Here is a 24,978-nt window from a genome sequence, read left to right on the forward strand (position 1 = left end):
GTCGGATTCCATATCGTAACACAAAGGAGCTGCCCTTGCATGTTAAAGCTGCTTCGCAATCTTAAGCCGTACCGGCGGGCGGTCGCCGCGACGCTGGCGCTTGTGTTTCTCCAGTCGTTGTCCGATCTGTATCTGCCGACGCTGATGGCCGATATCGTCGACTTGGGCGTAGCGGCCGGGAATACGGCTTACATCTGGAAAGTCGGAGGCTTCATGCTGCTTATCGCCGCGATCGGCGTCGCTTGTTCCGTCGGCGCCAGCTACTGGTCCGCCAAGGCGGCCGGCGGATTCGCGCGCGATCTGCGGAGCCGCGTGTTTGCGCATGTCGAGACGTTCTCGCTCGGCGAATTCGACCGCGTCGGCACGGCCTCCCTGATTACCCGCACGACCAACGACATCCAGCAAATCTACCAAGTGCTGACGATTATGATGCGCGTGCTGGTGATGGCGCCGCTTATGTGTATCGGCGGAATCGTTCTCGCCATGTCCAAGGATGCGACGCTGTCGCTCGTGCTGATCGCGATCGTACCGGTGCTGGCGCTTCTTATTTTGCTGGTCTTCCGCAAAGGCGGCCCGTTGTTCAAGTCGATGCAGACGAAGCTGGACCGGTTGAATCTCGTGCTGCGCGAGCGGTTGACCGGCATCCGTGTCATCCGTTCGTTTAACCGCGACGAGCATGAGGCGGAACGGTTCGTACAGGCGAACCGGGATCTGACGGATACGGCGATCCGGGTCAACCGGTTGATGGCCGCGATGATGCCCGTCATGCTGCTGACGTTAAATCTGGCGGGTCTCGCGATCTTATGGTTCGGGGGAATTCGCATCGACGGCGGACATATGCAGGTGGGCGACCTGATCGCGTTCATCCAATACGCGTGGCAGATCATGTTCTCGCTTGTGTTCGCGTCGATGATGCTGGTGATGCTGCCCAGGGCGTCGGCTTCCGCCGCCCGGATCAACGAAGTGCTCGCCATACGTCCGGCGATTCCGGACGACGGGAAGAAGCGGTCGACCGCGGTTCCCGACATCGAATTCCGCAACGTGACGTTCCGCTATCCCGGAGCGGAGGCGCCCGCCCTGGAGAACGTGACGTTCCGCGCGAACGCGGGCGAGGTGACGGCGATTATCGGCGGAACGGGCTCGGGCAAATCGACGCTGATCCATCTGATTCCCCGGTTTTACGAAGCCGAGACCGGCCAGGTGCTGGTCGGCGGAACGGACGTGCGCGAGCTGTCGCAGGAGAGCCTGCGTTCGCGGATCGGGCTTGTTCCTCAGAAGGCGGTGCTGTTTACCGGCACGATCGCGGACAATATCCGCTGCGGCAAGGAGGATGCGACCGACGAGGAGATCCGGCGGGCGGCGCAGATCGCCCAGGCGGCCGAATTTATCGCCGAGCTGCCGGAGGGGTACGATTCCGCCGTCTCCCAGGGCGGAGCGAATCTGTCCGGCGGGCAGAAACAGAGGCTCTCGATCGCCCGGGCGCTTGTCCGCAGACCCGGCATCTACCTGTTCGACGACAGCTTCTCGGCGCTGGATTACAGGACGGACGCGCGGCTCCGCCAGGCGCTGCGGGCCGAGACGGCCGGGGCTACCGTGCTGATCGTCGCCCAGCGGGTCAGCACGGTGATGGACGCCGACCGGATTATCGTGCTGGACGAAGGGCGAGTGGTCGGCAACGGCACGCATCAAGAGCTGATGCAGACCTGCGGCGTCTATAGAGAGATCGTGGCGTCGCAGTTGACCGAGGAGGAGATCGCATGAGCGAAGTCCGCCAACACCGGCAGTCCGGACGCGCCGGCCAGGGGCCGGGAGGAGCGGCCGGCGTCTTCGGACCTCCGGGACGCGGCCCGGGCATGATGGGCATGCCCGGCCAGAAAGCCAAAAACTTCAAAGCGGCCTTGCGCCGTCTGATCGGATACATGAAGCCCCATCGGATCGCATTGGGGGTTGTGTGTTTGACGGCCGTGCTGAGCACGGTGTTTGCGATCGTCAGCCCGAAGCTGATGGGCGAAGCAACGACCAAGCTGTTCGAAGGCATGATGGGAAAAGCGCGGAGAGAGCCGGGCGCGGCGATCGATTTCGCCGGAATCGCGGACATTATCCTCGTCCTGGTCGCGCTGTACGCCTTCAGCGCGTTGTTCGCGTACGTGCAGCAGCACGTGATGGCCGGCGTCGCCCAGCGCATCGTCTACAAGCTGCGCGAGGATGTGAACCGCAAGCTGTCCCGCCTGCCGCTGAAATACTTCGACTCGCGTCCGAACGGAGAAATTCTGAGCCGCGTCGTGAACGACGTCGATACGGTCAGTTCGACGCTTCAGCAAAGCTTGACCCAGTTCATCACCGCGTTTGTCACGCTGATCGGGGTCGTCATCATGATGCTGTCGATCAGTCCGCTGATGACGCTGATCGTCGTCTTGACGGTTCCGCTCAGCCTGATCGCGATCCGCTCCGTGACGATGCGTTCCCAGCAGCATTTCCGCGATCAGCAGAAGGCGCTCGGCGAGCTGAACGGGCACGTCGAGGAGATGTATGCGGGGCACGCCGTCGTGAAGGCGTTCGGACGCGAAAAGCAATCCGTCCGGCGGTTCGACGAAGTGAACGCGAAGCTGTACGACGCCTCCTGGAGAGCCCAGTTTATCTCGGGGATCATCATGCCGATGATGAATTTTATCGGCAATCTCGGCTACGTGGCCGTCTGCGTGGCCGGCGGCATTCTCGTTATGCGCGGCTCCATCCGGATCGGCGATGTGCAGGCGTTTATCTCGTATTCCAAGCAATTTACGATGCCGATTACGCAAACCGCGCAAATCGCGAACATCATCCAATCGACGGTGGCGGCCGCGGAGCGCGTCTTCGAATTGCTCGACGAGCCGGAGGAAATCCCCGATCCCGCCGATGCGGCGGCCGCGCCGGCTTCCGCCGGGACGGCCGGAAACGTCCGGTTCGAGCACATCCGGTTCGGCTATTCGGAAGATGCGCCGCTGATGGACGAGCTGAACGTGGACGTCCGGGCGGGACAGACGGTGGCGATCGTCGGCCCGACCGGGGCCGGGAAGACGACGCTCGTCAACCTGCTGATGCGGTTCTACGAGCTGCAGGGCGGGCGGATCACGATCGACGGCACGGACGTGACGCGGATGAAGCGGAGTGATCTGCGGGGGCTGTTCGGCATGGTGCTCCAGGATACGTGGCTGTTCGGGGGAACCATCCGGGACAATATCGCGTACGGGCGCGCCGGCGCTTCGGAGAAGGAGATCGTGCGGGCGGCCCAGGCGGCCAACGCCGACCATTTCATCCGGACGCTGCCCGACGGGTATGATACGGTGCTGAACGAAGAAGCGACAAATCTGTCCCAAGGGCAGAAGCAACTGCTGACGATCGCCCGCGCGATCCTGGCCGATCCGGCGATTCTGCTGCTGGACGAAGCGACCAGCAGCGTCGACACGCGGACCGAGATCCAGATCCAGAAGGCGATGAAGGAATTGATGAAAGGGCGCACGAGCTTCGTCATCGCGCACAGACTGTCGACAATCCGGGACGCCGACCTCATCTTGGTCATGAACAAGGGCGCCGTCGTCGAGCAGGGGACTCACGAAGAGCTGCTGGCGCGGGGCGGATTTTACGCCGAGCTGTACAAGAGCCAGTTCGCCGGCGGCAAGGCGAAGGAAGCCGTCTGACGGCGTTCCCGGCCGTTTATTCGACAAGCCCGACTGTGCCCATTCCGCAAAACCGACATCCCGGTTGTACATGCGGATACACCCGTGGCTGGCATCGTGGCCGATGGAATGCGGTTTGTTCGTGCCATGAATGCCGTAGATGCCCCAAGGCACATTCAGCCCCAGCCACCGTGTGCCGAAGCCTTTGCCCCAATGCTTGTGCCGGTTCACAATCACAAAATCCCCGATCGGGGTAGGCGTATCCGGCTTGCCCAGCGCAATCGGGAACGTGCGGATCACGCGGCCCCCGGAGTTCACCCGTAGCCGATGCCGCTCGGGATCGATCTCCAGCCGGATGTCGGCGTCCGGTTCGGGAGCGGTCTCCGGCTGTTCCGCCGCGAACGCGGCCGACCCGGATGCGGGCGGGAGGGCAAGCCATAAGGCAAGAACAATCGCCGGCGCCAGGCGCCAGGCCGCTTTCGATCCGGCAAGCGCAGCCGTTCGAAGGGCGTGTCTCATACGGATGAACGAGATCATGGAAGACGGTTCCTCCCTGCGGAATGGATAGGACCCGCCATACGCATGCCGAGGAAAAAACGCGTGAGGGGACAATCCTTGTATAGGATGGCTCTCCGATCGGGCGATTATCAGTACGAGGAGGACGGGGCGGTTCACCTATACAGAGGCGGGCCGTCCCGCATAAACTGTATCAAGGAATCGGCCCGTACGCGGCCGGAAACGATGTCTGGAATGACGAAGGAGGGAGGCACCGATGACCTCGCTGGGACAGGGGGGCCGTCGTTTTCCGTATCCCGTATTCTTCGGCGGCATGCCCCCGGCCGGATACTGGGGAGGTTATGGGGGCATGCCGGGAGGCGGCGGCTATGGAATGGGGGGCATGGGAGCGCCTCCCGGCCTTATGCCGGCGCCGGCCTTTCCGCCGGCCGCCCCCGCGCAGCAAGGCGCGGCGGCGCAGGGAACCGCCGCAGCCGCGGGCGCCGCGGCCGGCGGAGGGGGGCTGTTTCAGGGGATTCAAACCGCCATGAACGGCTTCAACAAAACGATGAGTGCCATCGGGCAGTTTAATACGATGATGAACCATATCAACCAGTTGGGGCCGATGATGAACAATTTGTTCGGGGCTCCTCCGTCGGCGGCGGCCGCGGCCCAGCCGCAGCCGCCCTCGCCGCCTGCCCGGCCGGCCGCGACGCTATCCCGCCGGACGCAAGCGCAGGCGCGCCCCAGGGGGAACGCCGGTCGTCCCGCCGCCTTGCGGGCGGCTTCCGGCCGGGGCGGCGGCGGAGCGCCGAACCGGCCGGCCGCGGGGTCGTCCCGCAACGTCCGGACAACCAGCCGGCAGACTCCGGCCGGCAAGCCGCATCGGCGCTCCTCGGCCGGCAAGCAGCCGTCGGAACGCAGCAGTCCCCGTCTGTTCGTATGACGACAGTTAGCGGGAAGAGAAGCGCCGGAGGGAACAATCGCCGCTCTCGGCCTCATGTCCCTCCGGAGCGCCTCAACGAAGCTCGCGCACCCGCTCGGCCGCGCTTCTCCCGGCACAGTGTCCCGTCGAGAAAGCCGCCGTGATGTTATAGCCTCCGGTATAACCGTGAATATCGAGGATTTCCCCGCAGAAGTACAACCCCGGCATCAGCTTCGATTCCATCGTCCGGGGATCGATCTCTTTCAGATGAACGCCGCCCCCCGTCACGAACGCCTCCTCGATGGAAAGCGATCCATGAACCTTCACGGGAAACGCTTTGAACAGGCGGGCCAACTCCCTCCAGCCTTGCTTCGGCACGTTGTCGAACGTCAGATCTTCTTTCAGCCCGGCCCGGTTCAGCAGCAGCGGAATCCATTTTTCGCTCGCATAACCTTTCAGCACGTTTTTAATCGCCTTGCGCGGCTCGTCTTGAATCATGTCCCACGTCTCCGCGTAAACCGCGTCTTCGGACTTGCCGGGGCGCAGGTCGATCGTCAGCGTCACTTCTTTCTCCCCGGCCATAAGCTGCTTGACGACGAACTGGCTGCAGCGCAATACCGCCGGCCCGGACAAACCGAAATGCGTAAAGATCATATCCCCTTCGTGCTCGACGACCCGTTTGCCTTTGGCGTTCCACACGCTGAGCGCAATGTCGCGCAGGGACAGTCCCTGCAGCTCGCGGCTGCGAATAAACGGTTCGCGGGACACGAGGGGGACCTCCGTCGGATACAGCTCCGTGATCGTATGGCCGGCGGCTTCCGCCCAGGCGTAGCCGTCTCCCGTCGAACCGGTATGCGGCACCGATTTGCCTCCCGTCGCCACGATCACGCAGGAAGCCGTCAGCGTTTCCCCGTTCTTCAGCTGAACGCCCCGAACGCCGCTATCTCCGTACAGCACCCGGTCCACCGCGCAGTCCACCCGGATTTCGACACGCTGCTTGCGCACCTGGTTGACGAGCGCTTCCACGACCGTTTTCGCTTTGTCGGATACGGGGAACATCCGCCCCCGGTCTTCTTCCTTCAACCGGATGCCGAGCCCTTCGAAAAAGTCAATGATCTCCCGGTTGCCGAACCGGGCAAGCGCGCTGTGCAAAAAACGCCCGTTGCCGGGGATGTTTTTGATGATCTCGTCGATCGGCTTGGCGTTAGTGACGTTGCATCGCCCTCCGCCCGAGATGCCGAGCTTGCGTCCGAGGCGGTTGCCCTTGTCCAGCAGCAGCGTCCGCGCCCCGCCTGCGCTGGCGGCGATCGCGGCCATCAGCCCGGACGGGCCTCCTCCGACGATAATGATATCCTGTGCCAATTGATTCGACCTCCGTTTGTCCGCATTATATCATACGCGGCTGCGCGTTGCCGCCCGCCGGGCCGCGTGAAGTTCTTGTCGATTTTCCGCAGGGGATCGGTTAGGATTAGGGAGGGCAGAGCGCAGGGGAAGCTAGAATACGCCGTCGGCCGAATCCGCGGACGCGGAAGGAGAGAGTTTCATGAGATACGTGTGGATTGTGTTGGCGGGAGCGGCCAGCTACGGATTGCTGTCGACGTTCACCAAGCTGGCCTACAGCCAAGGCTACGGCCTGGGCGGTGTCGTGGGCTCGCAGACGCTGCTCGGATTTATCGGGATGACGATAGTGGCCGCCGGTCTGAGGGCCCGGCGCTCGTCTCCGCGGCAAAGGCCGTCCCGACGCCAGGCGATGCGCCTGCTGCTGACCGGATTTGTAACGGGTCTGACCGGAATCGTCTACTACGGAGCTCTGCAATATATCGAAGCGTCGCTTGCGATAATTTTACTGTTTCAATTCACCTGGATCGGCGTGCTGGGAGAAGCGCTGATCCGCCGCCGCAAGCCCGAGAAGGGGCAGCTATGGGCGCTGCTTCCGCTTCTCGCGGGAACCGTCCTGGCGGCCGGCCCGGACGTATGGAGAGGGGAAGCCGCCTGGCAGGGCATCGTCCTGGGGCTGGCCAGCGCATGCACGTACAGCGGGTTTATAGCCGCGAGCGGAACGGTCGCCCCCGGCGTTCATCCCGTCACCCGCAGCGTTTGGATCGCCGCGGGGGCGGCCCTGATCACGATGGCGCTGCTGCCGCCGAAGCATCTGTTCGACGGGCAATTTACGGGCGGATTATGGCAATGGGGCGTGCTGCTGGCCGCATTCGGCGTCCTGCTTCCGGTTACCGCGTTTGCGGTCGGCGTCCCGCACATCGGTCCCGGACTCGCGTCGATCCTCGGCGCGGTCGAACTGCCGGTGGCCGTCGCGATGTCGTACGCCGTCCTGGGCGAGCCGGTGTCGCTGCCGCAATGGTTCGGGGTGCTGCTGATCCTCGGAGGAGTGGCCTTGCCCGAGCTGCTCCGGCGACGCGCGCCGGACGCGCCTCCCTCTCCGGCGCCTTCCCGGTAAGGAACGCCGGAGCGAGCTTGCGAATGCGGCGGACGGATGAAATCCGGCCGGCGATGCTATACAATAAACGGTAAACCGAGTTTAACGGCTTACCGCTAAAGGAAGGGATATCAGGATGGGTGTCGTCGATATTACGGAGACGAATCCGGCATTTTTTATCGTAACCGCATTGTTCGTTACTTTTATTCTCTCCATGTTCAGCCTCGGGGTCCTGCGCATGTTCCAGGGAAAACGCACCCAAGGCGTCATGCTGATCGGAGCGGGATTGATCGGCATCGCGGCTTTTGTGATCGTGATTGCTTCCGGGGTCGTGACGCTCTAGCCCAAAGAAGCGCACAATTTCAAGAGCCTCCGGCAGAATCGGCCATTCATGCCGCTGCCGGACCGGTCACGTGCCGCCTCCCGCGCACGTGTCCGTCGATTCGCGCCGGATGAGTTTCGTGGGCAACAGCGTTTCCCGGTGCACGTCGCCGGGATGCTTGATGCGCCACAGCAATTGGGCGAACGCTTTGCGCGCGAACTGGTCGAGGTCGATGTCCATGGTCGTGATTTTGGGATCGGAGATTTGCGAGAAATGCGAGTTATCGAACCCGCAGATCGAGACGTCCTCCGGAATCCGAAGACCGAGATGCTTTAAGGCGGCGCAGACGAAAAACGCGAAGCCGTCGTTCAGGCAAAACCAGGCGCTCGGCTGTTGCCGCAGCGATTGAACCGTTTCCGAGATCCATGTTTCGTCCTCCTTGACATGAACGAACATCAGATCTTGCCGGGGCTCGATTCCGTGATCCCGCAAGGCCAGCATGTATCCTTCCCACCGTTCCTGGTAACTCGGCGAAGCGTCCGTATTTCCGATGACGGCGATATGGCGGTGGCCGAGATCGATCAGATGCTTGACGGCGAGATAGGCGCCGAAACGGTTGTTGGTCAATACGGCGTCCGCCTGGATGAGCGGGTGGTGATGGTCGACAAGCACGGTCGGAATGTCCCGGGAAATCACCTTGTTAATATAATCGGTGCTGATATGCGACAGCACCAGCACGCCTTCCACCAGGCGGTCGTCGATAAAATCGGGCAACGTCAAGGTGTCGCGCGCGGACGGGTTGACGGATTGAATCAGCAGCCTGATGTTGTGCTGCTGCGCTTCCCGTTCGATGGCCAGAAAGATGTCTCCGAAAAACGTCTTTGTGGTAAAGGTGAATTCCGACGCGATAAGCCCGATCGATCGCGCCTGCTTGCTTCCTCCCCGGCTTCTTTTCCTCTCGTATTGATAACCCATCTCCTCGGCGGTCCGGATAACTTTGCGCCGCGTCTCCTCGCTTACGCCGTCCTTGCCGGACAACGCCTGCGACACGGAGTTTTTCGAAATCTTCAGCCGGTCCGCTATATCTTGCATCACGATTTTCTTCGGCATGGATGAGATCCTCTCTTGCATTTTGTAACGTTACAAAAATACTATACCCCGTAAAAGTGAAAAAGTAAATGCAATCCTTCTATAAATAATATAGATATATAATTAAGGCAGCGCCGCTTGCAACGTCTTGACAACGAATTTTGATGAGGCAATAATGTAATTGTAAGGGTTGTAGTAACGTGACAGATTTTATGTAATCCTAATTTTCACCTAATTGTCATTCTTGTCACGCTTGTCACGCAAGAAGGGGGATGAGAGTCCGGAATCCGCAAAGGCTGTTGGTTATTTTGTCCGTTTTCAAAAACAACATGCTACAGGGGGAGTTACCAATGAAAAAACGTGTTTCGTTAATCACGACCGTTGTTTTTCTGCTTTTCCTCGTGTTGTCGGCATGTTCCGGTGACGACGCGTCTCAACCGAGCGCAAGCCCGACTACTGCCGAAAAAGTCAAAATCCGGCTGTCTACTTGGGCGGGCGCCGACGAGGCCAAGGAGCTGCAAGCCATCCTTGACAAACTGAACGCGAAGTCGACCCGTTACGAAATCGTGCAGGACTCCAATCCGGCGGAATACGATACGCGGCTGATCACGCAGCTCTCGGGCGATTCGGGTCCCGATCTGTTCTGGATCAGCGCGCAGCGCGCGGCTCAATTCTCCGCCGAAGGAGCGCTGCTTGACATTACGGACCGGTTGAAAGGCTCCAGCCATCCGGCGGGCAAGACGGACGACTACTACGAATCGTCCTTGCAGCCGTTTACGCATAACGGCAAAATTTACGGACTGCCGTGGCTGCAGCAGCCGGTCATGATGTATGTGAACAAGTCGCTGTTCGACAAGGCGGGAATCAAGTATCCGGACGAAACCTGGACGTGGGACCAATTCCTCGACGCGGCGACGAAATTAACCAAGGACAGCTCCGGCAAGCATGCCGGCGAACCCGGATTCGACAGAAACAACATCGTTCAGTGGGGCTTTACCGTCAACGGTTGGCCGCCTGTGCAAATGTTCATCTGGCAAAACGGCGGCGAGGTTATCTCGGAAGACCTCAAATCGTCGCCGATCGATTCGCCTGAAGCGATCCGGGCGTTCAAGTTCTACGCCGACCTGATCAAAGGTCCGGTTACGCCGTCCCAGCAAATCATTCGCGACCGCGGCTTCGACCAGATGTTCCGGAACGGCCAAGTGGCGATGTTCATGGGAGGCGCGGCGGACAACCTGGATTCCACTGTGGAGAACGTGCAAGCGTATATGGTGCCGGCCGGTCCGTCTGGCGTGCGCGCCACGTTCGGCGACATTCTGGGCATGGGCATCAACGCGAAAACCAAACACGCGGACGCCGCGTTCGAAGCGCTGCTTGATCTGACGGATGCCATCCACCATTGGAAGATCATGCCGCCGCGGAAGTCGCTGGCCGATCTCAAGACGCTGCAGGAGCTTCATCCGAAGAAAGCTCATTCTCTGGAGGCCATTATCGCTTCCATGCAATATGCGAGACCGTATCGGTATTTCCAAAATTATCCGAACTGGGACAACGTTTTCTGGACCCAACTGATGGACCCGATCGTCAACGCCGGGGCCGATCCGGAGCAGTTGATTCCGAAAGTGAAGCCGCTGCTCGAAAATGCCTTGAAATAACCCGTCCGCTGCCGGCGGGAGGCGCGCCCGCCTCCCGCCGGCGGCTAAACAGAACGGGGAAAGGAGATGCAGCGGCATGGATCATTATACGGCGACGCTCGTCCGATGGATGCTTGTGCCCGTGATGTTGTTTGCGGTCGCCGCGGCGTTGTACGCCGTTTTCCGCAAAATCGGCTGGAAACGGAAGCAAGCGATGGGACTGGCGCTTATTTCGCCATGGTTGACCGGGTTCGTCCTGTTTACGGTATACCCGCTGCTCGACTCGTTGTATTTGAGCTTCACCCGGTCGAGTCTGTTCGGGAAGACGGTCTGGGTCGGCCTGGACAACTACATCAAGCTGTTCACCAACGATATCGAGTTTTGGCCGTCCGTTCGCATTACGCTGCTGTATGCCGCGTTGTCCCTGCCGATCGGGGTTTTGGGCGCGCTGCTGGTGGCGATGCTGCTGAACAATAAGATCAAGGGCATCGGCATTTACCGCACCATTTATTTTTTGCCCGCCGTGCTGCCGGAGGTGGCGGTCGCGCTGCTGTGGCGGTGGATGTTCAACAGTGAATCGGGGGTCATCAACTATGCGTTGTCGCCGGTGTATACCACGTTCGGCTGGGGCAAGCCGAACTGGTTCGGCGACCCGGACTTCGTGCTGCCCGCGTTCGTCATCATGAGTGTCTGGGGCGTCTTCGGGACGAACACCGTCGTCTTTCTGGCGGGCCTGCAGGGAGTGCCTCGATCGCTGTACGAAGCGGCGGAAATCGACGGGGCGAGCGCGTTCAGGAAGTTCTGGCACATTACGGTGCCGCAGATTTCCCCCGTCATCCTGCTTCAGGTCGTGATGGGCATGATCGGAGCGCTGCAGATCTTTACGATCGCGATGTTTGTCCGTCCGACGTCCGCGGCGGGCAAATTCATGAACCAACTCGTCTATGAGCGCGGATTCACGCAATTGCACATGGGCGAGGCTTCGGCGATCGCATGGGTGCTGTTTATCCTCATTCTGGCGCTGACGCTGCTCGTCTTCCGGTCAACGCCGGCCTGGGTTCATTACGAATCGGACGTGCGGCGGTAGAGGAGGGGCGTACGCATGACAATTACGGCAAAACATTGGAAGGCGCTCCGTCTCGGCGTCATTTATGCCATCACTACGCTGCTTGCGGCGGTCATTCTCGTCCCGTTCTTCTGGATGCTGTCGACCGCCCTGCAGGCGAAAGGCGACATCTTCGCGTGGCCGCCCAAGTGGATTCCCGATCCGCCGGTATGGCGCAACTTCGCGGATGCCTGGACGGCGATGCCCTTCAACCGGTATTTGTTCAATACGTTGTTTATCGTTGTCCTGGGGCTGGTGGCGGAGATGGTCAGTGCGACAATCGTCGCGTACGGGTTCGCGCGGTTTCGCTTTCCCGGCAGCGACATCATTTTCATCGTGCTGCTCGCTACGATGATGCTGCCCTTCCATGTTACGTTAATCCCGACGTTTCTGATCTGGCAGAAGCTGGGGCTTGTCGGGCAGTTCGATCCGCTTGTGCTGCGGGCGTGGACGGCCTGGGGACCGTTTTACATCTTTTTGCTCAGGCAGTTTTTCATGACGATCCCGAGAGAGCTGGACGACTCGGCGGAGATCGACGGGGCGAATACGTTCCAGACGTTTTTCCACATTATGCTGCCGCAAATTCGGCCGGCTCTGCTGGCGGTCGCGATCTTCGCCTTTCGGGGTTACTGGAACGATTTTCTCGGGCCGCTTATTTATTTGACGGATATGAACTTGTACACGATGAACGTCGGCATGTATTTCTTCATGGGCGGCGTCAACGAAGCTCCCCAGTGGAACTATCTGATGGCGATGTCCACGCTGGTCGCGCTTCCGGTTATCCTGTTGTTTTTTGCGGCTCAGCGTTACTTCATTGAGGGAATCACCTTCACGGGCATCAAGGATTGACGGCATGTAAGGCCGGCTTAAGGATAGGAGGAAACCGGCATGGTTGTACAAAGAGAGACAATAGTGGAGAGGGATTCGCTCAATCCGTTGATTACTCCCGGCGATGTGAAGCCGTCGCACCCCGATTGGGAAGTGCTCGGCGTGTTTAATGCCGGCGTCGCCGTGTGCGGAGACGAGGTTGTCTTGTTGTTGCGCGTGGCGGAGCGTCCGCGCCAGACCGATTCGCGTTACGTAGTCGTTCCGGCGCTGGATGAGCAGGGTTCGGAGATGACGACGATAAAGCTGGATACGCGCGATCCGGAGCTCGACTTCAGCGACCCTCGCGTCGTCCGGAACCGGAACGGCGGCACGGTGTGCCTCACGTCGATCTCCCATCTGCGCGTCGCGCGCAGCCGCGACGGCCGGAGGTTTACGATCGACGACCGTCCGGGCTTGCGGCCGGAAGGCCGGATGGAAAGGTGGGGCATCGAGGACCCGCGCATCACGTTGATCGACGGCCGATACTATGTGGCGTACAGCGCGGTTTCCGACCTGGGCGTCGCCGTGGGACTGGCGTCAACGTCGGATTTCGCCGAATTCCGCAGGGAAGGGCTCATTCTCGCCCCGACGAACAAGGATGTCGTCTTGTTCCCGGAGCGGATCGGAGGGCATTACTACATGCTGCACCGGCCGGTGCCCGACGGCATCGGCTCGCCCGACATGTGGATCGCCCGGTCGCCCGATCTGCTTCACTGGGGAGACCATCGGTTTCTGATGGGAACGCGCGAGGGGCTGTGGGACAACGCCCGGATCGGCGCCGGGTGCGTGCCGATCAAGACCGACGACGGATGGCTCGTGCTGTACCACGGCGCCGATCGCCGTCACCGGTATTGCATGGGCGCGGCGCTGCTCGATCTGGACGACCCGAGCCGGGTCATTGCGCGCCTGGACGAACCGTTGATGGAGCCCGAAGCCGAATACGAAACCAGCGGCTTTTTCCGCCATGTCGTCTTCGCCTGCGGGGCGATCCGGGAAGGAGACCGGATCGTCATGTATTACGGCGCGTCGGACGATAAGATGGCGCGCGCGACGATCGATATGCGGTTATTAATGAAGCGGCTTAAAACGAATTGAACAGGGAGAGGACGGCCGACACATGGCTCAACTGAAAAACAGCGGCGTGAAATCGTGCGAGGAGCTGCTGACTGCGTTCCGGAAAAGCGAAACGAAGCCGTACGGCGCCGAAAAGATCGTGTTCGGCGGCACGAACGGCAAGGACGTCTACAACATTACGGCTCCTTTCGAGGACGAAGGGGAGCCGGTGATCGCCGGACGCGTGGAACACCGGGACAGCGAGGATTCCGAAATCCGGTTTTTCGTCAATCGGGGCGGCGAGTGGGTGATGAGAGACGGATCGCCCGTCTTTTCGCTCCAGGACCCGTTCCATACGCGTATCGCCGGAGAGCTGATCGTCGGCGGCGTGCAGACGTATCCCCATCCGACGATGGAAGGACGTCTCGGCTGGCGTACGGTATTTTACAGGGGAAGCGGCCTGACGCGGCTTGAGCCGTTTTTCCAGGGCCCCGACTTCATGAAGGATCTGCGGCTCGTCCAGCTTCGGGACGGGTCGATCGGCGTGTTCACGCGTCCCCAAGGCGAGAAGGGGGGCAGGGGGAAAATCGGCTTTACCCGGGTTCACGCGTTGGACGATCTGACGACGGACGTCGTGTCGCAAGCTCCGCTCCTTAACGGACAGTTTCTGGACGACGAATGGGGAGGCTGCAACGAAATTCATCTGCTGTCCAGCGGATTGCTGGGTGTGCTCGGCCATATCGCGCGTTTCGACGAAGCCGGCAACCGGCATTATTACCCGATGGTTTTCGTATTCGATCCGGAAACCGAAACGTTCACCGATATGCAAATCATCGCGGAACGCGCGAACTTCCTGCAGGGACCTTCCAAACGGCCGGATCTGGAGGATGTGGTATTCAGCGGCGGGCTCGTCCGCCGTCCGGGCGGAATCGCCGAGCTGTACGCCGGCGTCAGCGACGCGGAGGCGCACAAAATCACGATCCGCGATCCGTTTGCCGGATTCGACACATGATCGGAGAAGGGCCATCCGGCCTTACGGACGGATGACGCGCGGAGAGCCGATCCATGTTCCCGATACGTGCTCCCGGGCCGTCAGGACGGTGCGGTCGGCATAAACTTCCGCGTACAGGCTCTCGCTGCGCGCTTCGGCGACCGGCTTGTCGTCCGCGCCGTTCACCCGCCGGACGGACGAGCATCCGATCATGGCAAAAGGGCCTTGGACGTATTGATCGCCGCCCGCCAGCCGGTGGGTGTGTCCCGTGAACAAAATCAATTCGGGAAATCGCGACAACAGGTTGCGCAGCTCCGTGTGCTGGACGATTCCGCGCTCGGAGCTGCCCCCGACCGTGCCGGGCAGAGGCTGATGGATAAAGGCGAATACGGGCCTCGGCTTCGGCCCCGGGCGGTGGGAGTGTTCATGGAGCCGATGCTTCAGCCAGATCATCTGCCGCTCGCTCAGATAGGCGTCTTCGCCTACCGTCCCGTCCTCGTCGCGGTACCTCTCGCCCGACAGAAACACGAACAAGCGGTCGCGCAGCCAAACGTGATGATAGGGGGCGCCGTATCCGAAGCTCCTCTGGAACAAGCTGACCGCTTTGCCGCTGCTCCAATCGGGGGAGAGACGTCCTCCATAATCGTAATGGCCATCGCGCTGCCGCCACATTCCGTAAAAATCGTGATTGCCCATCACCGCGTGAACCGGCGCATGGGGGACTTCCCCGAGAATGCGCCTCAGCGCGCGGTAGTCTTCGGGCGCGCCTTCCGTCAGATCGCCGTTCAGGACAAGCAAGTCCAGATCAGGTTTGACGCTGCGGTAATCCAGCAGCGCTTGCCGGAACAACCGCTGCGATTCGGGATGGCGGGCGCTGACATGCAGGTCGCTCAGGACGGCAAACGTGAGGAGCGGAGTGTCGGCGGCGGAAGCGGGGCCGGCGGGCGGGACGGCTTCCGCCGGTGCGGGCGCGGCGAGCGGCGGCACAGACGCGGACAAGTTCACGGCCGCGGCCAGCGCTGCCGCCGCGAACAGAAGCAGGCCGGACCATCTGTCGGGACGATTGCGGAGCATGGGAAATCCTCCTCTCGCCTTTATTCCGAACAGGCGATTTCTACCTTAACGTTAACCGGCAACCGCCCGGCTATGCATGAGGGTGGCGGGCGGAGCTCCGCCGGTCTGATGAAAGCTTCCGGAATCGGCCATACTATCGGGAAGAATCACGCACATTTCCAATCCGACGAGGAGGCACGAATCATGGCGAAGCTTAACCGGAACGACTCGCTGGAGCAGCGGGCCCAACAGGCGCAGAACGCTTCGGGAGCCGCGGCGCGCGAGACGGAAGCGGCGGACGCCGGCATCAACAAAAAGCTGAACGGGCCGAACCGTCCGTCAACCTGAGGAGTGAACCGTTATGACCGGGCAACGTGAGGATCAAGTTCCGGATATACCGGATGACGGCTACAAGGGTGTGCGGCCGGCCAAGACGCGGGACGACCCGTCGTTGGACCCGTACGAGCTGGAATTTCGGCCGGAATTCCGGGAGGGGCGCGGGCCGCAAGGGCCGTTCGTCAACTCCTATGGCGTCGTGATCGGAGACCGCGATTACGAGTCGCCGAATTCGCCGCTGGAGCAGTGGAGCCGCGACACCGATCCCGCTGTGATGGCGGGGGAGGGATGGGTTCATCCCTTCAAGGACGTCGGTTTCTCATCGGCGGAAAACCGCGAACTGTTCGAGCAAGGAATTCCGCCGGGACAGCCGGGGGCGATGTTTATGCATCCCGACAAAAACACGGCTTACGGCGCCTATCGGGCGGACAACGGCAAAGACGAATCATAAAGCAGGCGGGGCGCTCGCGTTGGCGGGCGCTCTTTTGCGTTCGCTTTGCTCCCCGGGGCTTAAGGTGTATAATGAACACAAACTCGCGTTTTACCTTTGAATCGAGGAGGAATCGAACATGTCGATGTCTTTTGAACAATACATGCGCGATATGGTGCAGCCGATGCGGGACGAATTGACCCGCTTGGGGATCAAGGAGCTGCGCACGCCGGAGGAAGTCGTGGAGAATTTCGAAGCCGCCAAAGGAACCGCGCTTGTCGTGGTCAACAGCGTCTGCGGCTGCGCGGCGGGCCAATGCCGTCCCGGCGTGGCCAAGGCTCTGCAGCACGATATTTTGCCGGATCATCTGTTCACGGTGTTCGCCGGCCAGGATAAGGAAGCCACGGCGAAAGCACGCGAATACTTCGCTCCGTATCCGCCGTCGTCTCCGTCCATCGCGCTGCTGAAGGACGGCGAGCTCGTTCATATGATCGAGCGCCATCAGATCGAGAACCGTTCGGCCGACGAGATCGCCAAGGATCTGACCGACGCCTTCGACCGCTTCTGCCGCAACTGATTCCCGGGCAAGCGCCCGTAAGCCGATGCTCCGCACCTTCCTCCCGCCGCTTGCGGGCAGGAAGGTGTTTTGTTATGGCGCGTCCGCAAAACGGCATTTTACCGGAGCCTCGTCAGTGGTATGATAGATGGTATAGAAGCTGACATGAGACCGATATCGGGGAAGGATGGAGAGAGCATGAGCCTGCAGCAGGAGATTATCGCGCGGTTCGGCGTGAAGCCGGTGATCGATCCGGCGGAGGAAGTTCGCAGAAGGGTCGATTTCCTCAAATCGTACGTGAAGCAAGCGAAGGCGTCCGGTTTGCTGATCGCCATCAGCGGCGGCATCGACAGCGCCGTTGCGACGGGACTGTGCAAGCTGTCGACGGACGAGCTGAGCGAGGAGACCGGCCGGGACTATTGGACTGTCGGCGTATTCCAGCCGTATGGCGAGCAGGCGGATATTCAGGACAGCTATGCGGTGGCCGATACGTTCAAGCTGAAGCATCGCGTGGAGACGAATATTCAGGATGCGGTGGACGAGATCGCTCTTGAGGTGGAGCACGGCTACAAATCGCTGGGGATTCACCGCCATATCAGCAAGGAAGCGAAAGGCAACATCAAAGCCCGCACCCGGATGGTGGCGCAATACGCGCTTGCGTTCGACTTGAACCTGCTGGTTGTCGGCACGGACCACGCTTCGGAGGCGATCACCGGCTTTTTCACGAAATGGGGCGACGGAGCGGTGGACATCACTCCGCTCAGCTCGCTGAACAAGCGCCAGATCCGGCAGATTGCCGAGTATCTGGGCGTGCCGCGCGCGATTCTGGACAAAGCGCCGACCGCCGGTCTCTGGGAAGGGCAGACCGACGAAGGCGAACTGGGCATCTCCTACGAAGCGAACAGCGACTATCTGGAGGGCAAGGCGATCGATCCGGCGGTGCGGGAGAAGCTGGAGCGGCAATATCTGAAGACGGAGCACAAGCGTTCCCCGATTCCGGGCATCTAATCCAAAAACTGGCGGAGCCGCCGAAGCAGCGGGATTCCGCCAGTTTTTTCTGTAGATCTCCGGTCAAGTCGCGGAGGTTTGCAAAAATTTCTTGCCGTATTCGCCGTGGTCGTGGAAGGCGGCGTGCTCGATCTGGATCGTCGCGTGCAGGATGCCGTACCTTTCCCGAAGCATCTCGTTGACGGCGCCGACGATAAGGAAGGGCGGGACCTTCTCCTCGACGAACACGTGAGCCGTCAGCGAATAATGATCGGTCGAAATGGCCCACAGATGCATGTCGTGCACGTCCCGGACTCCGGCGACGCGCCCGATGTCCGCGCGGATCTCTTCGAGCTTCATCGTGTCCGGCACGGCTTCCATCAAGTACAGATACGACTCGCGGACGATTTTCGCGCCGCCCGTCATAATGATGCCGCCGATGACCAAGCTGATGATCGGGTCGAACCAGGTCAGGCCCGTGAACCGGATCAGCAGAGCTGAGACGATGACGCCGATGGAGCTGATCAAGTCGCCGATAAAGTGCCACAGCGCGCTCTTTAGATTCAGATTGCCCTCCTTGCGGGCGGAACGGCTAAGTGCTGCGGTTAATGCGATGTTGACGGCCAATCCGATCGAGGCGACCGTCAGCATCAGGCCGAAGTCGATCGGTTCGGGGCGGAACAGGCGGCGCACCCCTTCGACGGCGATCCCGAGCGCGATAACGATCAGGCTCAGTCCGTTCAGGAACGACGCGATAATCTCGAAGCGCAGATAGCCGAACGTAAAGCGGGAATTCGACGGTCTGGACGCCATATGCAAAGCCAGCATGCTAAGCCCGAGCGCCAGCACGTCGGAGATCATATGCGCCGAGTCGGACAAAAGCGCCAGCGAGTTCGACCACAACCCGCCGATAATTTCCATAAGGGTGAAAGCCAAAGTCAATAGAAGCGTAAACCAAAGCGTTTTTTTCGATTCCGGTTGATTTTTGCAGTGCGGCAAATGATGATAATCGCCCATGTGACGCAGCCCCTTTCCTGCCGGGATCGGACGTTCGCGGCAAGCGGCGCCGTGCCGACCGGCATCGAACCATCCTCCGAGGCGCGGCATCTCCCGGATGCCGTGCTTCGGATTCGGATGACCTTATTTAGAATAATTCTAATTTATGATGATTATAAACGGATGTGCAATTTTTGGCCAATGAAGATTTGATGAATAACAGAAGTGATTATCCTTCTCGCTGACAAAGGAGCGTCGTTCGTATGATCATAGGCATCGGCAACGACTTGGTGGAGTTGGCTCGAATCCGCGGCATGCTGGACGGACCGGCGGGAGAACGGTTCTGCGAGCGCGTGCTGACGCCGGCCGAACGGGAGCTGGAGGCATCGCGCAAGGGACGGAGGCGGATCGAATTCGTCGCCGGGCGCTTTGCGGCGAAGGAAGCGGTCGCCAAGGCGTTGGGCACGGGAATCGGCGGCATCGTCGGCCTGCAGGATATCGAGGTGCTGGCGGACGAAGCGGGGCGTCCCGTCTGCGTCCTGTCGGCGGCATGCCGGGCTCGGTTGGGCTGGGGAGACGACGGTTCGTGGCGCATTCATGTCAGCTTGTCGCATAGCGACACGTTCGCCGCTGCGGTGGCGATCGTCGAGCGGGCCGCCGTCTAGCGGGGCGGACCGGTTGCGGAGCCAAGCGAATAAGATGCCATCACGCGCGGCAATCTAAACCACAGCAGCCATTCTCCCGCGCGGCACGCGCCGTACGGGCAAAGGAGCGAGGTTCGTGGGCAACAATCTCCTCACGTGGGTGACCGTCGGCGTCGCCATCGTACTGATCGCCGCGGGCTGGTGGTCCGCATGGATTGCCGCCAGGCAGAAAAACCACCGCCGGGACATCGACAGCGTATCGGAAGCCGCCGTCAAGCACCAGGTGCTGATGAATCCGATTTTCTGGATGTATATCGGCTTTGTGGTTGTTGTCGCGCTGCTCAGCGCTTTTTTCTACTGGTACTACGGATACGCCAAATCTTCGTTGTAAGGGGGGACCGCCGGGATGGAACGGAAACGGTATTACGTATCGGTTCAGGGCAAATCCGTGCTCGAAGGACAAGGCGACGCCGCGTACGAATTCGAGATTAACGCGACCCGCGCCGAAGTGGATCAGTTGCAAGAGTTGATGAACGATCAGTGGGATGCCGACGATGCGTCCTTTTTCAGAGCGTTTATCCCTGGTCTTCCCTATCACAACGATCGGGCCAACGACGCGTACGATTACACGCTGCGCGAAATATACGGGCTGATTCACAAGCTGGGAACGAAGCAGACCAAACGGACGATCGAATCGATGGGCGTCCTGGAAGACGGGAAGGCGGACGAATAAGCTTGCCGGGCTCGGGCCGCCGAGATGGGGCGATTCGGCTTGTCGCCGGCCAAGGCGGCCGCCGTCGCCTGCGGAAGCGCGGCGGACGAGCCGTCCGATGATCGCATAACGTTTAACCCCGCGCAATTGGCGCAAGGACAAACCGTTCCTTTATAATAGAGGAGCGGTTTTTTGTTGCGAAGCGAAGAAATGGCGGGAGGATGGCTTATGACAACGGAACAGCGATTTTCGCTGGGCGGATATATGGAGGAATTGTTCGGCGAGCGGCTTGTCCCCGATGAGGAAGGATATTCACATATTCTTCTGGAGTACAGGGACGGAACTCTTGCCGTCGGCATGTTGACCCCCGACGTATGGGACCGCGCCGGGCTCCGGGATTCGCTTGTGCTGGAGATCGGCTCCGGCAACCGGCTCTCGGCCGTCTGGTACGCGGACGGGTATCCCCGCGTCGAGCTCGGAGGAATGACGGTGGCGGATGCCGGAACCGTGTCGGATACATGGATGCGGGACGATGAAGGGACGGCCGTGGAGGAAGTGGCTCTGCGCTTTCGCCTGGCGGGCGGGGGGACGCTGGCCGTGCGCCTGTCGCCCGTGCTGGGCCTGACGCTCGAACGGGGAGGCGGGGAATCATGAGCCGCCGGACCAGAACGGCCGGAGCGGAACCGAGCGTGGCGGATATGTTCGCGGAGGCCACGAAGGAGCGCATGTCCGCGTTCTCCGAACGGCTGCTGGCCTGGTACCGCATCCATAAGAGGGATTTGCCGTGGAGGCGGACCCGCGATCCGTACGCCATCTGGGTATCCGAGGTGATGCTGCAGCAGACGCGGGTGGATACGGTTATTCCGTACTGGCGCCGGTTCATGGAACGGTTCCCGACGGCGAAGGCGCTCGCCGAAGCTCCGGAAGGCGAGGTGCTCAAGCTGTGGGAAGGGCTCGGCTATTATTCCCGGGCGCGCAACCTCCAGGCGGCGGCCCGCGAGCTGTGCGACCGGTTCGACGGCCGCGTCCCTGCCGACCGCGAGGCTTTCGCTTCCTTGAAGGGTGTCGGCCCGTATACGACGGGGGCGGTGCTCAGCATCGCGTACGACATGCCCGAGCCTGCGGTCGACGGCAACGTCATGAGGGTGTTGTCAAGGCATTTTCGCATCCATGAGGATATCGCGAAGCCGGCCGCCCGCGTCCGGATGGAGAAGCTGGCGAAGGCGCTGATCCCCGAAGGATCGGCGGGAGATTTCAACCAGGCGCTGATGGAGCTGGGAGCGACCGTCTGTACGCCGAAGTCGCCGTACTGTTTGGTCTGCCCCGTCATGGAGCATTGCGCCGGGCGTCTGGCGGGCGAAGAAGAATCGCTGCCGATCAAGACGAAAGCGAAGGCGCCGAGGCCCGAGCACCGGTCCGTCGCCTGGATCGAAGGGGAAGGCGACCTTGCCGGCCGCATTCTGATTCGCCAGCGCCCCGATTCGGGGCTGCTTGCCCGCATGTGGGAGCTTCCCCACGTTCTCTGGGACGACGGGCCGGAAGCGGACGGCGGCGCGGCGGAAGCGGGGCGCATGGCCGATCTCGCGGCCAAGCTGGCGGACGAAGAGAAGGTGACGGTCCGGCCTTACGCGTTGGCGATAAAGGCCGAGCATGTGTTCAGCCATCTGCATTGGCATCTGAACGTATACAGATGCGCGTACGAGCCGCCGTCCGGCCGGAAAGCGCAACCGCAGGCCGGGACGGGCTTCGGAGTGCCGGGGCTGCTGCTCGCGGCCGATCCGTCCGGCGCTTACGCCGCGCAAGCGGAGACCGCCGCCGCCGGGGAATCCGGCCGCTTGAGATGGGTGCCCCTCGCGGAGCTGGACCGCTACGCATTCCCGAACGTTTTCCTGAAGATCATCCGCGAGCTTCGCGGGCAGTAGCTCGTCCGTCCGCGCAAAAAAAGCTCCGTTGTTCCCGCCGCAGGGGCGGAACAACGGAGCTTTTTGCGCGCACGGATTACAGAGCCGCTTCGTAGCGTTTGCCGACGGCGTCCCAGTTCACGATGTTCCAGAACGCGTTGATGTAATCCGGACGTTTGTTTTGATATTTCAGGTAGTAAGCATGCTCCCAAACATCCAGGCCGAGGATCGGCGTAGCGCCTTCCATCAGCGGGCTGTCTTGGTTCGGCGTGCTGCTGATGACCAGCTTGCCGTTTTTCACGCTCAGCCAAGCCCAGCCGGAGCCGAAGCGGGTCGTTGCCGCTTTCGTGAATTCTTCTTTGAATTTCTCGAAGCCGCCAAGCTCGTTGTTGATGGCGTCAGCCAGCTTGCCGGTCGGCGCGCCGCCGCCGTTCGGGCTCAGGATTTCCCAGAACAGCGAGTGGTTGGCGTGGCCGCCGCCGTTGTTGCGGACCGCGGTGCGGATGTTCTCCGGCACGGCATCGAGGTTGGAGATCAACTCTTCGATGGATTTGGCCTGGAGCTCCGGATGGCCTTCCAGAGCCGCGTTCAAGTTGTTGACGTACGTTTGGTGGTGACGGCCGTGGTGGATGTTCATGGTCGTCTCGTCGATATGAGGCTCAAGAGCATTCGCTGCATAAGGCAGTTGCGGCAGTTGGTAAGCCATTGGGAAAATCCTCCGTTTCAATTTGGATTTCATCCTTATTATCTCTAAATCGATGGGACAAATCAACTTGATCTTCCGCGCCTCCTGTAGTATAAGCCGCTGTTCCTAAAATGAGTCATCGCAATTGTCGAAACGTGTAAGCGCTTAAAATTAAGCGCTTTCAGGAGAATATGGAGAATTTATTGAGATTTTTTTAAGTTTTTTCGATAATTCGGGAGGATTTGAACGGTTTGTGTCGAAATAAGTATGTCTCGGCGGATGTAATCATCGCCTATTTCTTGACTGTGCAAGGAGAGCTGGCCTATGAAATTGCGTTCCTTCCGATTGTCTGATTACCCGCACATTATCGAGCTGTTTCGGGACGTATTGAGTGAAGCATGCTTCGAAACGACGATGGAGGCATTTGGCAGGCAGTTGTCATGGGACAGCGATCTCGTGATTGTCGCCGAGACGGACGATCGACCGGTCGGCGTGATCATCGGGACGATCGACAAGAATCAAGGTTACTATTACCGGATCGCCGTAGCCAGAGGCTATCAGCGCCAAGGCATCGGCACGGCTCTTATCCATAAGCTTCGCGAACGGTTCGAGAACCGCAAGGTCAGTAAAATATACGTGACGGTCGACAATCACAACGAACCGATCCTTCCGCTGTATGAATCGGCAGGATACCATTCCGAAGATTTCTTCCGTTCGTACGACAGACTCAGCATCGTCAGCGGGTGAAGCCCCCTGACGGATACCCGTTATGGAAACATATCGGCTCCGAATGTCCGGTTCGCGTTGCATTCGGTCAGCAGATATGTTTTTCTATTGGTATAGCTTGTGTTACTGGTTTCGCCGCAGGCGGGAAAGGATAATGCGGATGAGCGGGATGACTCCGATCGTAATAAAAAGCTTCAAGCATAACGGACATCTGCACCGGATGTGGCTGGAGAACTGGCAGCTCCCGCCGGAGGCGCTATCGGAGTCCATCGTAAACGCATGCGCGGCGGTGCTTGTGAATTGCCAGACCCGAATCGTGGAGGCGGACGGACACGAATGGGTCAGCCGTATTCCGTCCGTCGTTTTTTTTCCGCGGGGTGAATGGTTTAACGTCGTGGCGCTGCTCGAGGATACGGGCACGCGCTTTTATTGCAATATCGCATCTCCGGCTTACGTATCCGAAGGGGTCATTACGTACATCGATTACGATCTGGACGTAATCGTGGCCGCCGACGGCTCGGTGCAGGTGGTCGATCAGGACGAGTATGAGCGCCACAAGCGGATCTACCACTACCATCCCGAGGTGGAACGCAAAGTGCAGGCCGGGCTCGACTCGCTGATGCGGCGGATCGAGCTCCAGCAGGCGCCGTTTCGGGAGCCGGAGGTGCGGGCCGCGTACCGCTGGTGGCTGGACAACCGGAAGCCGGACGAGCCGGCTCCTTGAGCGCTTCGCAGGCGGGGATACAAACAGGGAGGTTGCCGCGTTTGAAGCAAGTGGATATGTATACGGATGGAGCCTGTTCCGGCAATCCGGGCCCCGGAGGCTGGGGCGCCATCCTGTTCTACAAAGACAAGCGCAAGGAGATGTCGGGCGCGGAGCCCCGCACCACCAACAACCGGATGGAGCTGCTGGCGGCGATCGAAGCGATCTCGGTGTTGAAGGAACCGTGCAGGATCCGGCTGTACAGCGACTCCGCTTACCTGGTCAACGGCTTCAAGCAGAATTGGGTGAAGGGCTGGCTGCGCAACGGATGGATCAACAGCAAGGGACAGCCGGTCGAGAATCAGGATTTGTGGAAAACGCTCTTGAAGCTTATGGAGAAACATCAAGTCGAATATATTAAAGTAAAAGGGCACAGCGACAACGAATGGAACAACCGCTGCGACCAATTGGCCCGCGAAGCGATCCGAACGCTGGGCAAGGGGTGAGCGGTTCCGGCAGCCGCAGGGGAGGTTGTCTGCCTGCGGGAGGCAGCCGGACACTTTGTCCGTTCGGCCCATACCGCCCTGTTAGAAACGGCGATCATCCTTGGAATCAAGGCATGGAGCCGTTTCTTCGCACCGCGGGGTGTGGCGGGCGGACAAGCGCAGCGGGAAAAAG

General features: G+C 60.6%; 27 protein-coding genes and 1 pseudogene. 22 read left to right on the forward strand and 6 right to left on the reverse strand.

All coding sequences use genetic code 11. The annotated features are described in order from the left end of the window. Positions 1-39: 39 nt before the first annotated feature. Positions 40-1,761: an ABC transporter ATP-binding protein gene (locus FE781_RS04695; RefSeq protein ID WP_138788440.1), complete on the forward strand. Its 1,722-nt coding sequence runs from the start codon at positions 40-42 to the stop codon at positions 1,759-1,761. After that, complete coding sequence (locus FE781_RS04700) at positions 1,758-3,677, forward strand: ABC transporter ATP-binding protein (protein WP_138788441.1); 1,920 nt, start codon at positions 1,758-1,760, stop codon at positions 3,675-3,677. The genes FE781_RS04695 and FE781_RS04700 overlap by 4 nt, the downstream gene beginning before the upstream one ends. A gap of 66 nt (positions 3,678-3,743) precedes the next feature. Here FE781_RS04700 and FE781_RS04705 read toward each other — a convergent pair. Continuing rightward, positions 3,744-4,193, reverse strand: a pseudogene (locus FE781_RS04705) (L,D-transpeptidase); the annotation flags it as partial. Positions 4,194-4,428: 235 nt separating this feature from the next. Between FE781_RS04705 and FE781_RS04710 the strand changes: the two are divergent. Further along, complete coding sequence (locus FE781_RS04710) at positions 4,429-5,097, forward strand: hypothetical protein (protein WP_138788442.1); 669 nt, start codon at positions 4,429-4,431, stop codon at positions 5,095-5,097. A 72-nt stretch (positions 5,098-5,169) separates the two neighbouring features. Here the strand turns inward: FE781_RS04710 and FE781_RS04715 are convergent, their stop codons facing one another. After that, a complete protein-coding gene (locus FE781_RS04715; protein WP_138788443.1) occupies positions 5,170-6,438 on the reverse strand; it encodes a BaiN/RdsA family NAD(P)/FAD-dependent oxidoreductase in 1,269 nt (422 codons plus the stop codon). A gap of 181 nt (positions 6,439-6,619) precedes the next feature. Here FE781_RS04715 and FE781_RS04720 point away from each other — a divergent pair, with 181 nt between their 5' ends. After that, positions 6,620-7,531: an EamA family transporter gene (locus FE781_RS04720; RefSeq protein ID WP_138788444.1), complete on the forward strand. Its 912-nt coding sequence runs from the start codon at positions 6,620-6,622 to the stop codon at positions 7,529-7,531. Between the two features lie 115 nt (positions 7,532-7,646). Beyond that, complete coding sequence (locus FE781_RS04725) at positions 7,647-7,853, forward strand: hypothetical protein (RefSeq protein WP_138788445.1); 207 nt, start codon at positions 7,647-7,649, stop codon at positions 7,851-7,853. A 66-nt stretch (positions 7,854-7,919) separates the two neighbouring features. Here FE781_RS04725 and FE781_RS04730 read toward each other — a convergent pair whose 3' ends face one another. Next, a complete protein-coding gene (locus FE781_RS04730; protein WP_138788446.1) occupies positions 7,920-8,942 on the reverse strand; it encodes a substrate-binding domain-containing protein in 1,023 nt (340 codons plus the stop codon). A 329-nt stretch (positions 8,943-9,271) separates the two neighbouring features. On the opposite strand from FE781_RS04730, the gene FE781_RS04735 reads away from it, so the two are divergent. The 5 genes from FE781_RS04735 to FE781_RS04755 all read left to right on the forward strand — a co-directional run bounded on the left by FE781_RS04735 (position 9,272) and on the right by FE781_RS04755 (position 14,592). Beyond that, entirely contained in the window at positions 9,272-10,576 is a 1,305-nt protein-coding gene (locus FE781_RS04735) for an ABC transporter substrate-binding protein (protein ID WP_138788447.1), read from the forward strand. 76 nt (positions 10,577-10,652) lie between these two features. After that, positions 10,653-11,642 carry a carbohydrate ABC transporter permease gene (locus FE781_RS04740; protein ID WP_138788448.1) on the forward strand — a complete coding sequence of 330 codons (990 nt, stop codon included), beginning with the start codon at positions 10,653-10,655 and terminating at the stop codon, positions 11,640-11,642. 15 nt (positions 11,643-11,657) lie between these two features. Beyond that, entirely contained in the window at positions 11,658-12,509 is an 852-nt protein-coding gene (locus FE781_RS04745) for a carbohydrate ABC transporter permease (protein WP_138788449.1), read from the forward strand. A 39-nt stretch (positions 12,510-12,548) separates the two neighbouring features. Further along, positions 12,549-13,622: a glycoside hydrolase family 130 protein gene (locus tag FE781_RS04750; RefSeq protein ID WP_138788450.1), complete on the forward strand. Its 1,074-nt coding sequence runs from the start codon at positions 12,549-12,551 to the stop codon at positions 13,620-13,622. A gap of 22 nt (positions 13,623-13,644) precedes the next feature. Then, complete coding sequence (locus FE781_RS04755) at positions 13,645-14,592, forward strand: MTP-1 family protein (RefSeq protein ID WP_138788451.1); 948 nt, start codon at positions 13,645-13,647, stop codon at positions 14,590-14,592. Positions 14,593-14,613: 21 nt separating this feature from the next. Here FE781_RS04755 and FE781_RS04760 read toward each other — a convergent pair whose 3' ends face one another. After that, a complete protein-coding gene (locus FE781_RS04760; RefSeq protein ID WP_138788452.1) occupies positions 14,614-15,645 on the reverse strand; it encodes a metallophosphoesterase family protein in 1,032 nt (343 codons plus the stop codon). A gap of 183 nt (positions 15,646-15,828) precedes the next feature. Here FE781_RS04760 and FE781_RS17395 point away from each other — a divergent pair, with 183 nt between their 5' ends. From FE781_RS17395 to nadE, 4 genes are all read left to right on the forward strand, one after another. Further along, positions 15,829-15,972, forward strand: a complete 144-nt coding sequence (locus FE781_RS17395; RefSeq protein WP_170209414.1) for a hypothetical protein — start codon at positions 15,829-15,831, stop codon at positions 15,970-15,972. Positions 15,973-15,985: 13 nt separating this feature from the next. Continuing rightward, positions 15,986-16,411, forward strand: a complete 426-nt coding sequence (locus tag FE781_RS04765) for a DUF3905 domain-containing protein (RefSeq protein ID WP_138788453.1) — start codon at positions 15,986-15,988, stop codon at positions 16,409-16,411. 118 nt (positions 16,412-16,529) lie between these two features. Then, positions 16,530-16,967, forward strand: coding sequence for a BrxA/BrxB family bacilliredoxin (locus tag FE781_RS04770; RefSeq protein ID WP_138788454.1), 438 nt, complete (start codon positions 16,530-16,532; stop codon positions 16,965-16,967). Between the two features lie 177 nt (positions 16,968-17,144). Then, positions 17,145-17,954, forward strand: coding sequence for an ammonia-dependent NAD(+) synthetase (nadE, locus tag FE781_RS04775; RefSeq protein ID WP_138788508.1), 810 nt, complete (start codon positions 17,145-17,147; stop codon positions 17,952-17,954). A 63-nt stretch (positions 17,955-18,017) separates the two neighbouring features. On the opposite strand, the gene FE781_RS04780 is transcribed toward nadE, so the two are convergent. Further along, positions 18,018-18,950: a cation diffusion facilitator family transporter gene (locus FE781_RS04780; RefSeq protein ID WP_138788455.1), complete on the reverse strand. Its 933-nt coding sequence runs from the start codon at positions 18,948-18,950 to the stop codon at positions 18,018-18,020. A 242-nt stretch (positions 18,951-19,192) separates the two neighbouring features. Between FE781_RS04780 and acpS the strand changes: the two genes are divergently transcribed. The 5 genes from acpS (at position 19,193) to mutY (ending at position 22,207) form a co-directional block, all read left to right on the forward strand. Then, positions 19,193-19,594, forward strand: coding sequence for a holo-ACP synthase (gene acpS / locus FE781_RS04785; protein WP_138788456.1), 402 nt, complete (start codon positions 19,193-19,195; stop codon positions 19,592-19,594). 115 nt (positions 19,595-19,709) lie between these two features. Continuing rightward, positions 19,710-19,964, forward strand: coding sequence for a hypothetical protein (locus tag FE781_RS04790; RefSeq protein WP_138788457.1), 255 nt, complete (start codon positions 19,710-19,712; stop codon positions 19,962-19,964). A 15-nt stretch (positions 19,965-19,979) separates the two neighbouring features. Then, positions 19,980-20,306: a hypothetical protein gene (locus FE781_RS04795; RefSeq protein WP_138788458.1), complete on the forward strand. Its 327-nt coding sequence runs from the start codon at positions 19,980-19,982 to the stop codon at positions 20,304-20,306. A gap of 207 nt (positions 20,307-20,513) precedes the next feature. Further along, positions 20,514-20,939, forward strand: a complete 426-nt coding sequence (locus tag FE781_RS04800) for a hypothetical protein (RefSeq protein WP_138788459.1) — start codon at positions 20,514-20,516, stop codon at positions 20,937-20,939. Then, the gene (mutY, locus tag FE781_RS04805; protein WP_425464971.1) at positions 20,936-22,207 is read left to right on the forward strand and encodes an A/G-specific adenine glycosylase; all 1,272 of its coding nucleotides are present in this window, start codon (positions 20,936-20,938) and stop codon (positions 22,205-22,207) included. Before FE781_RS04800 ends, mutY begins: the two co-directional genes overlap by 4 nt. Positions 22,208-22,283: 76 nt before the next feature. Here the strand turns inward: mutY and FE781_RS04810 are convergent, their stop codons facing one another. After that, positions 22,284-22,892: a superoxide dismutase gene (locus FE781_RS04810; RefSeq protein WP_138788460.1), complete on the reverse strand. Its 609-nt coding sequence runs from the start codon at positions 22,890-22,892 to the stop codon at positions 22,284-22,286. A gap of 303 nt (positions 22,893-23,195) precedes the next feature. On the opposite strand from FE781_RS04810, the gene FE781_RS04815 reads away from it, so the two are divergent. The 3 genes from FE781_RS04815 to rnhA all read left to right on the forward strand — a co-directional run bounded on the left by FE781_RS04815 (position 23,196) and on the right by rnhA (position 24,806). Then, entirely contained in the window at positions 23,196-23,618 is a 423-nt protein-coding gene (locus FE781_RS04815) for a GNAT family N-acetyltransferase (RefSeq protein WP_211346300.1), read from the forward strand. Between the two features lie 139 nt (positions 23,619-23,757). Next, on the forward strand, positions 23,758-24,321 hold the full coding sequence (locus FE781_RS04820) for a DUF402 domain-containing protein (RefSeq protein WP_138788462.1): 564 nt from the start codon (positions 23,758-23,760) through the stop codon (positions 24,319-24,321). Between the two features lie 41 nt (positions 24,322-24,362). Next, positions 24,363-24,806, forward strand: coding sequence for a ribonuclease HI (rnhA, locus tag FE781_RS04825; protein ID WP_211346301.1), 444 nt, complete (start codon positions 24,363-24,365; stop codon positions 24,804-24,806). The last annotated feature ends 172 nt before the right edge of the window (positions 24,807-24,978 follow it).

Source organism: Paenibacillus thermoaerophilus (assembly GCF_005938195.1).
GTDB classification, from domain to species: Bacteria; Bacillota; Bacilli; order Paenibacillales; family Reconciliibacillaceae; genus Paenibacillus_W; species Paenibacillus_W thermoaerophilus.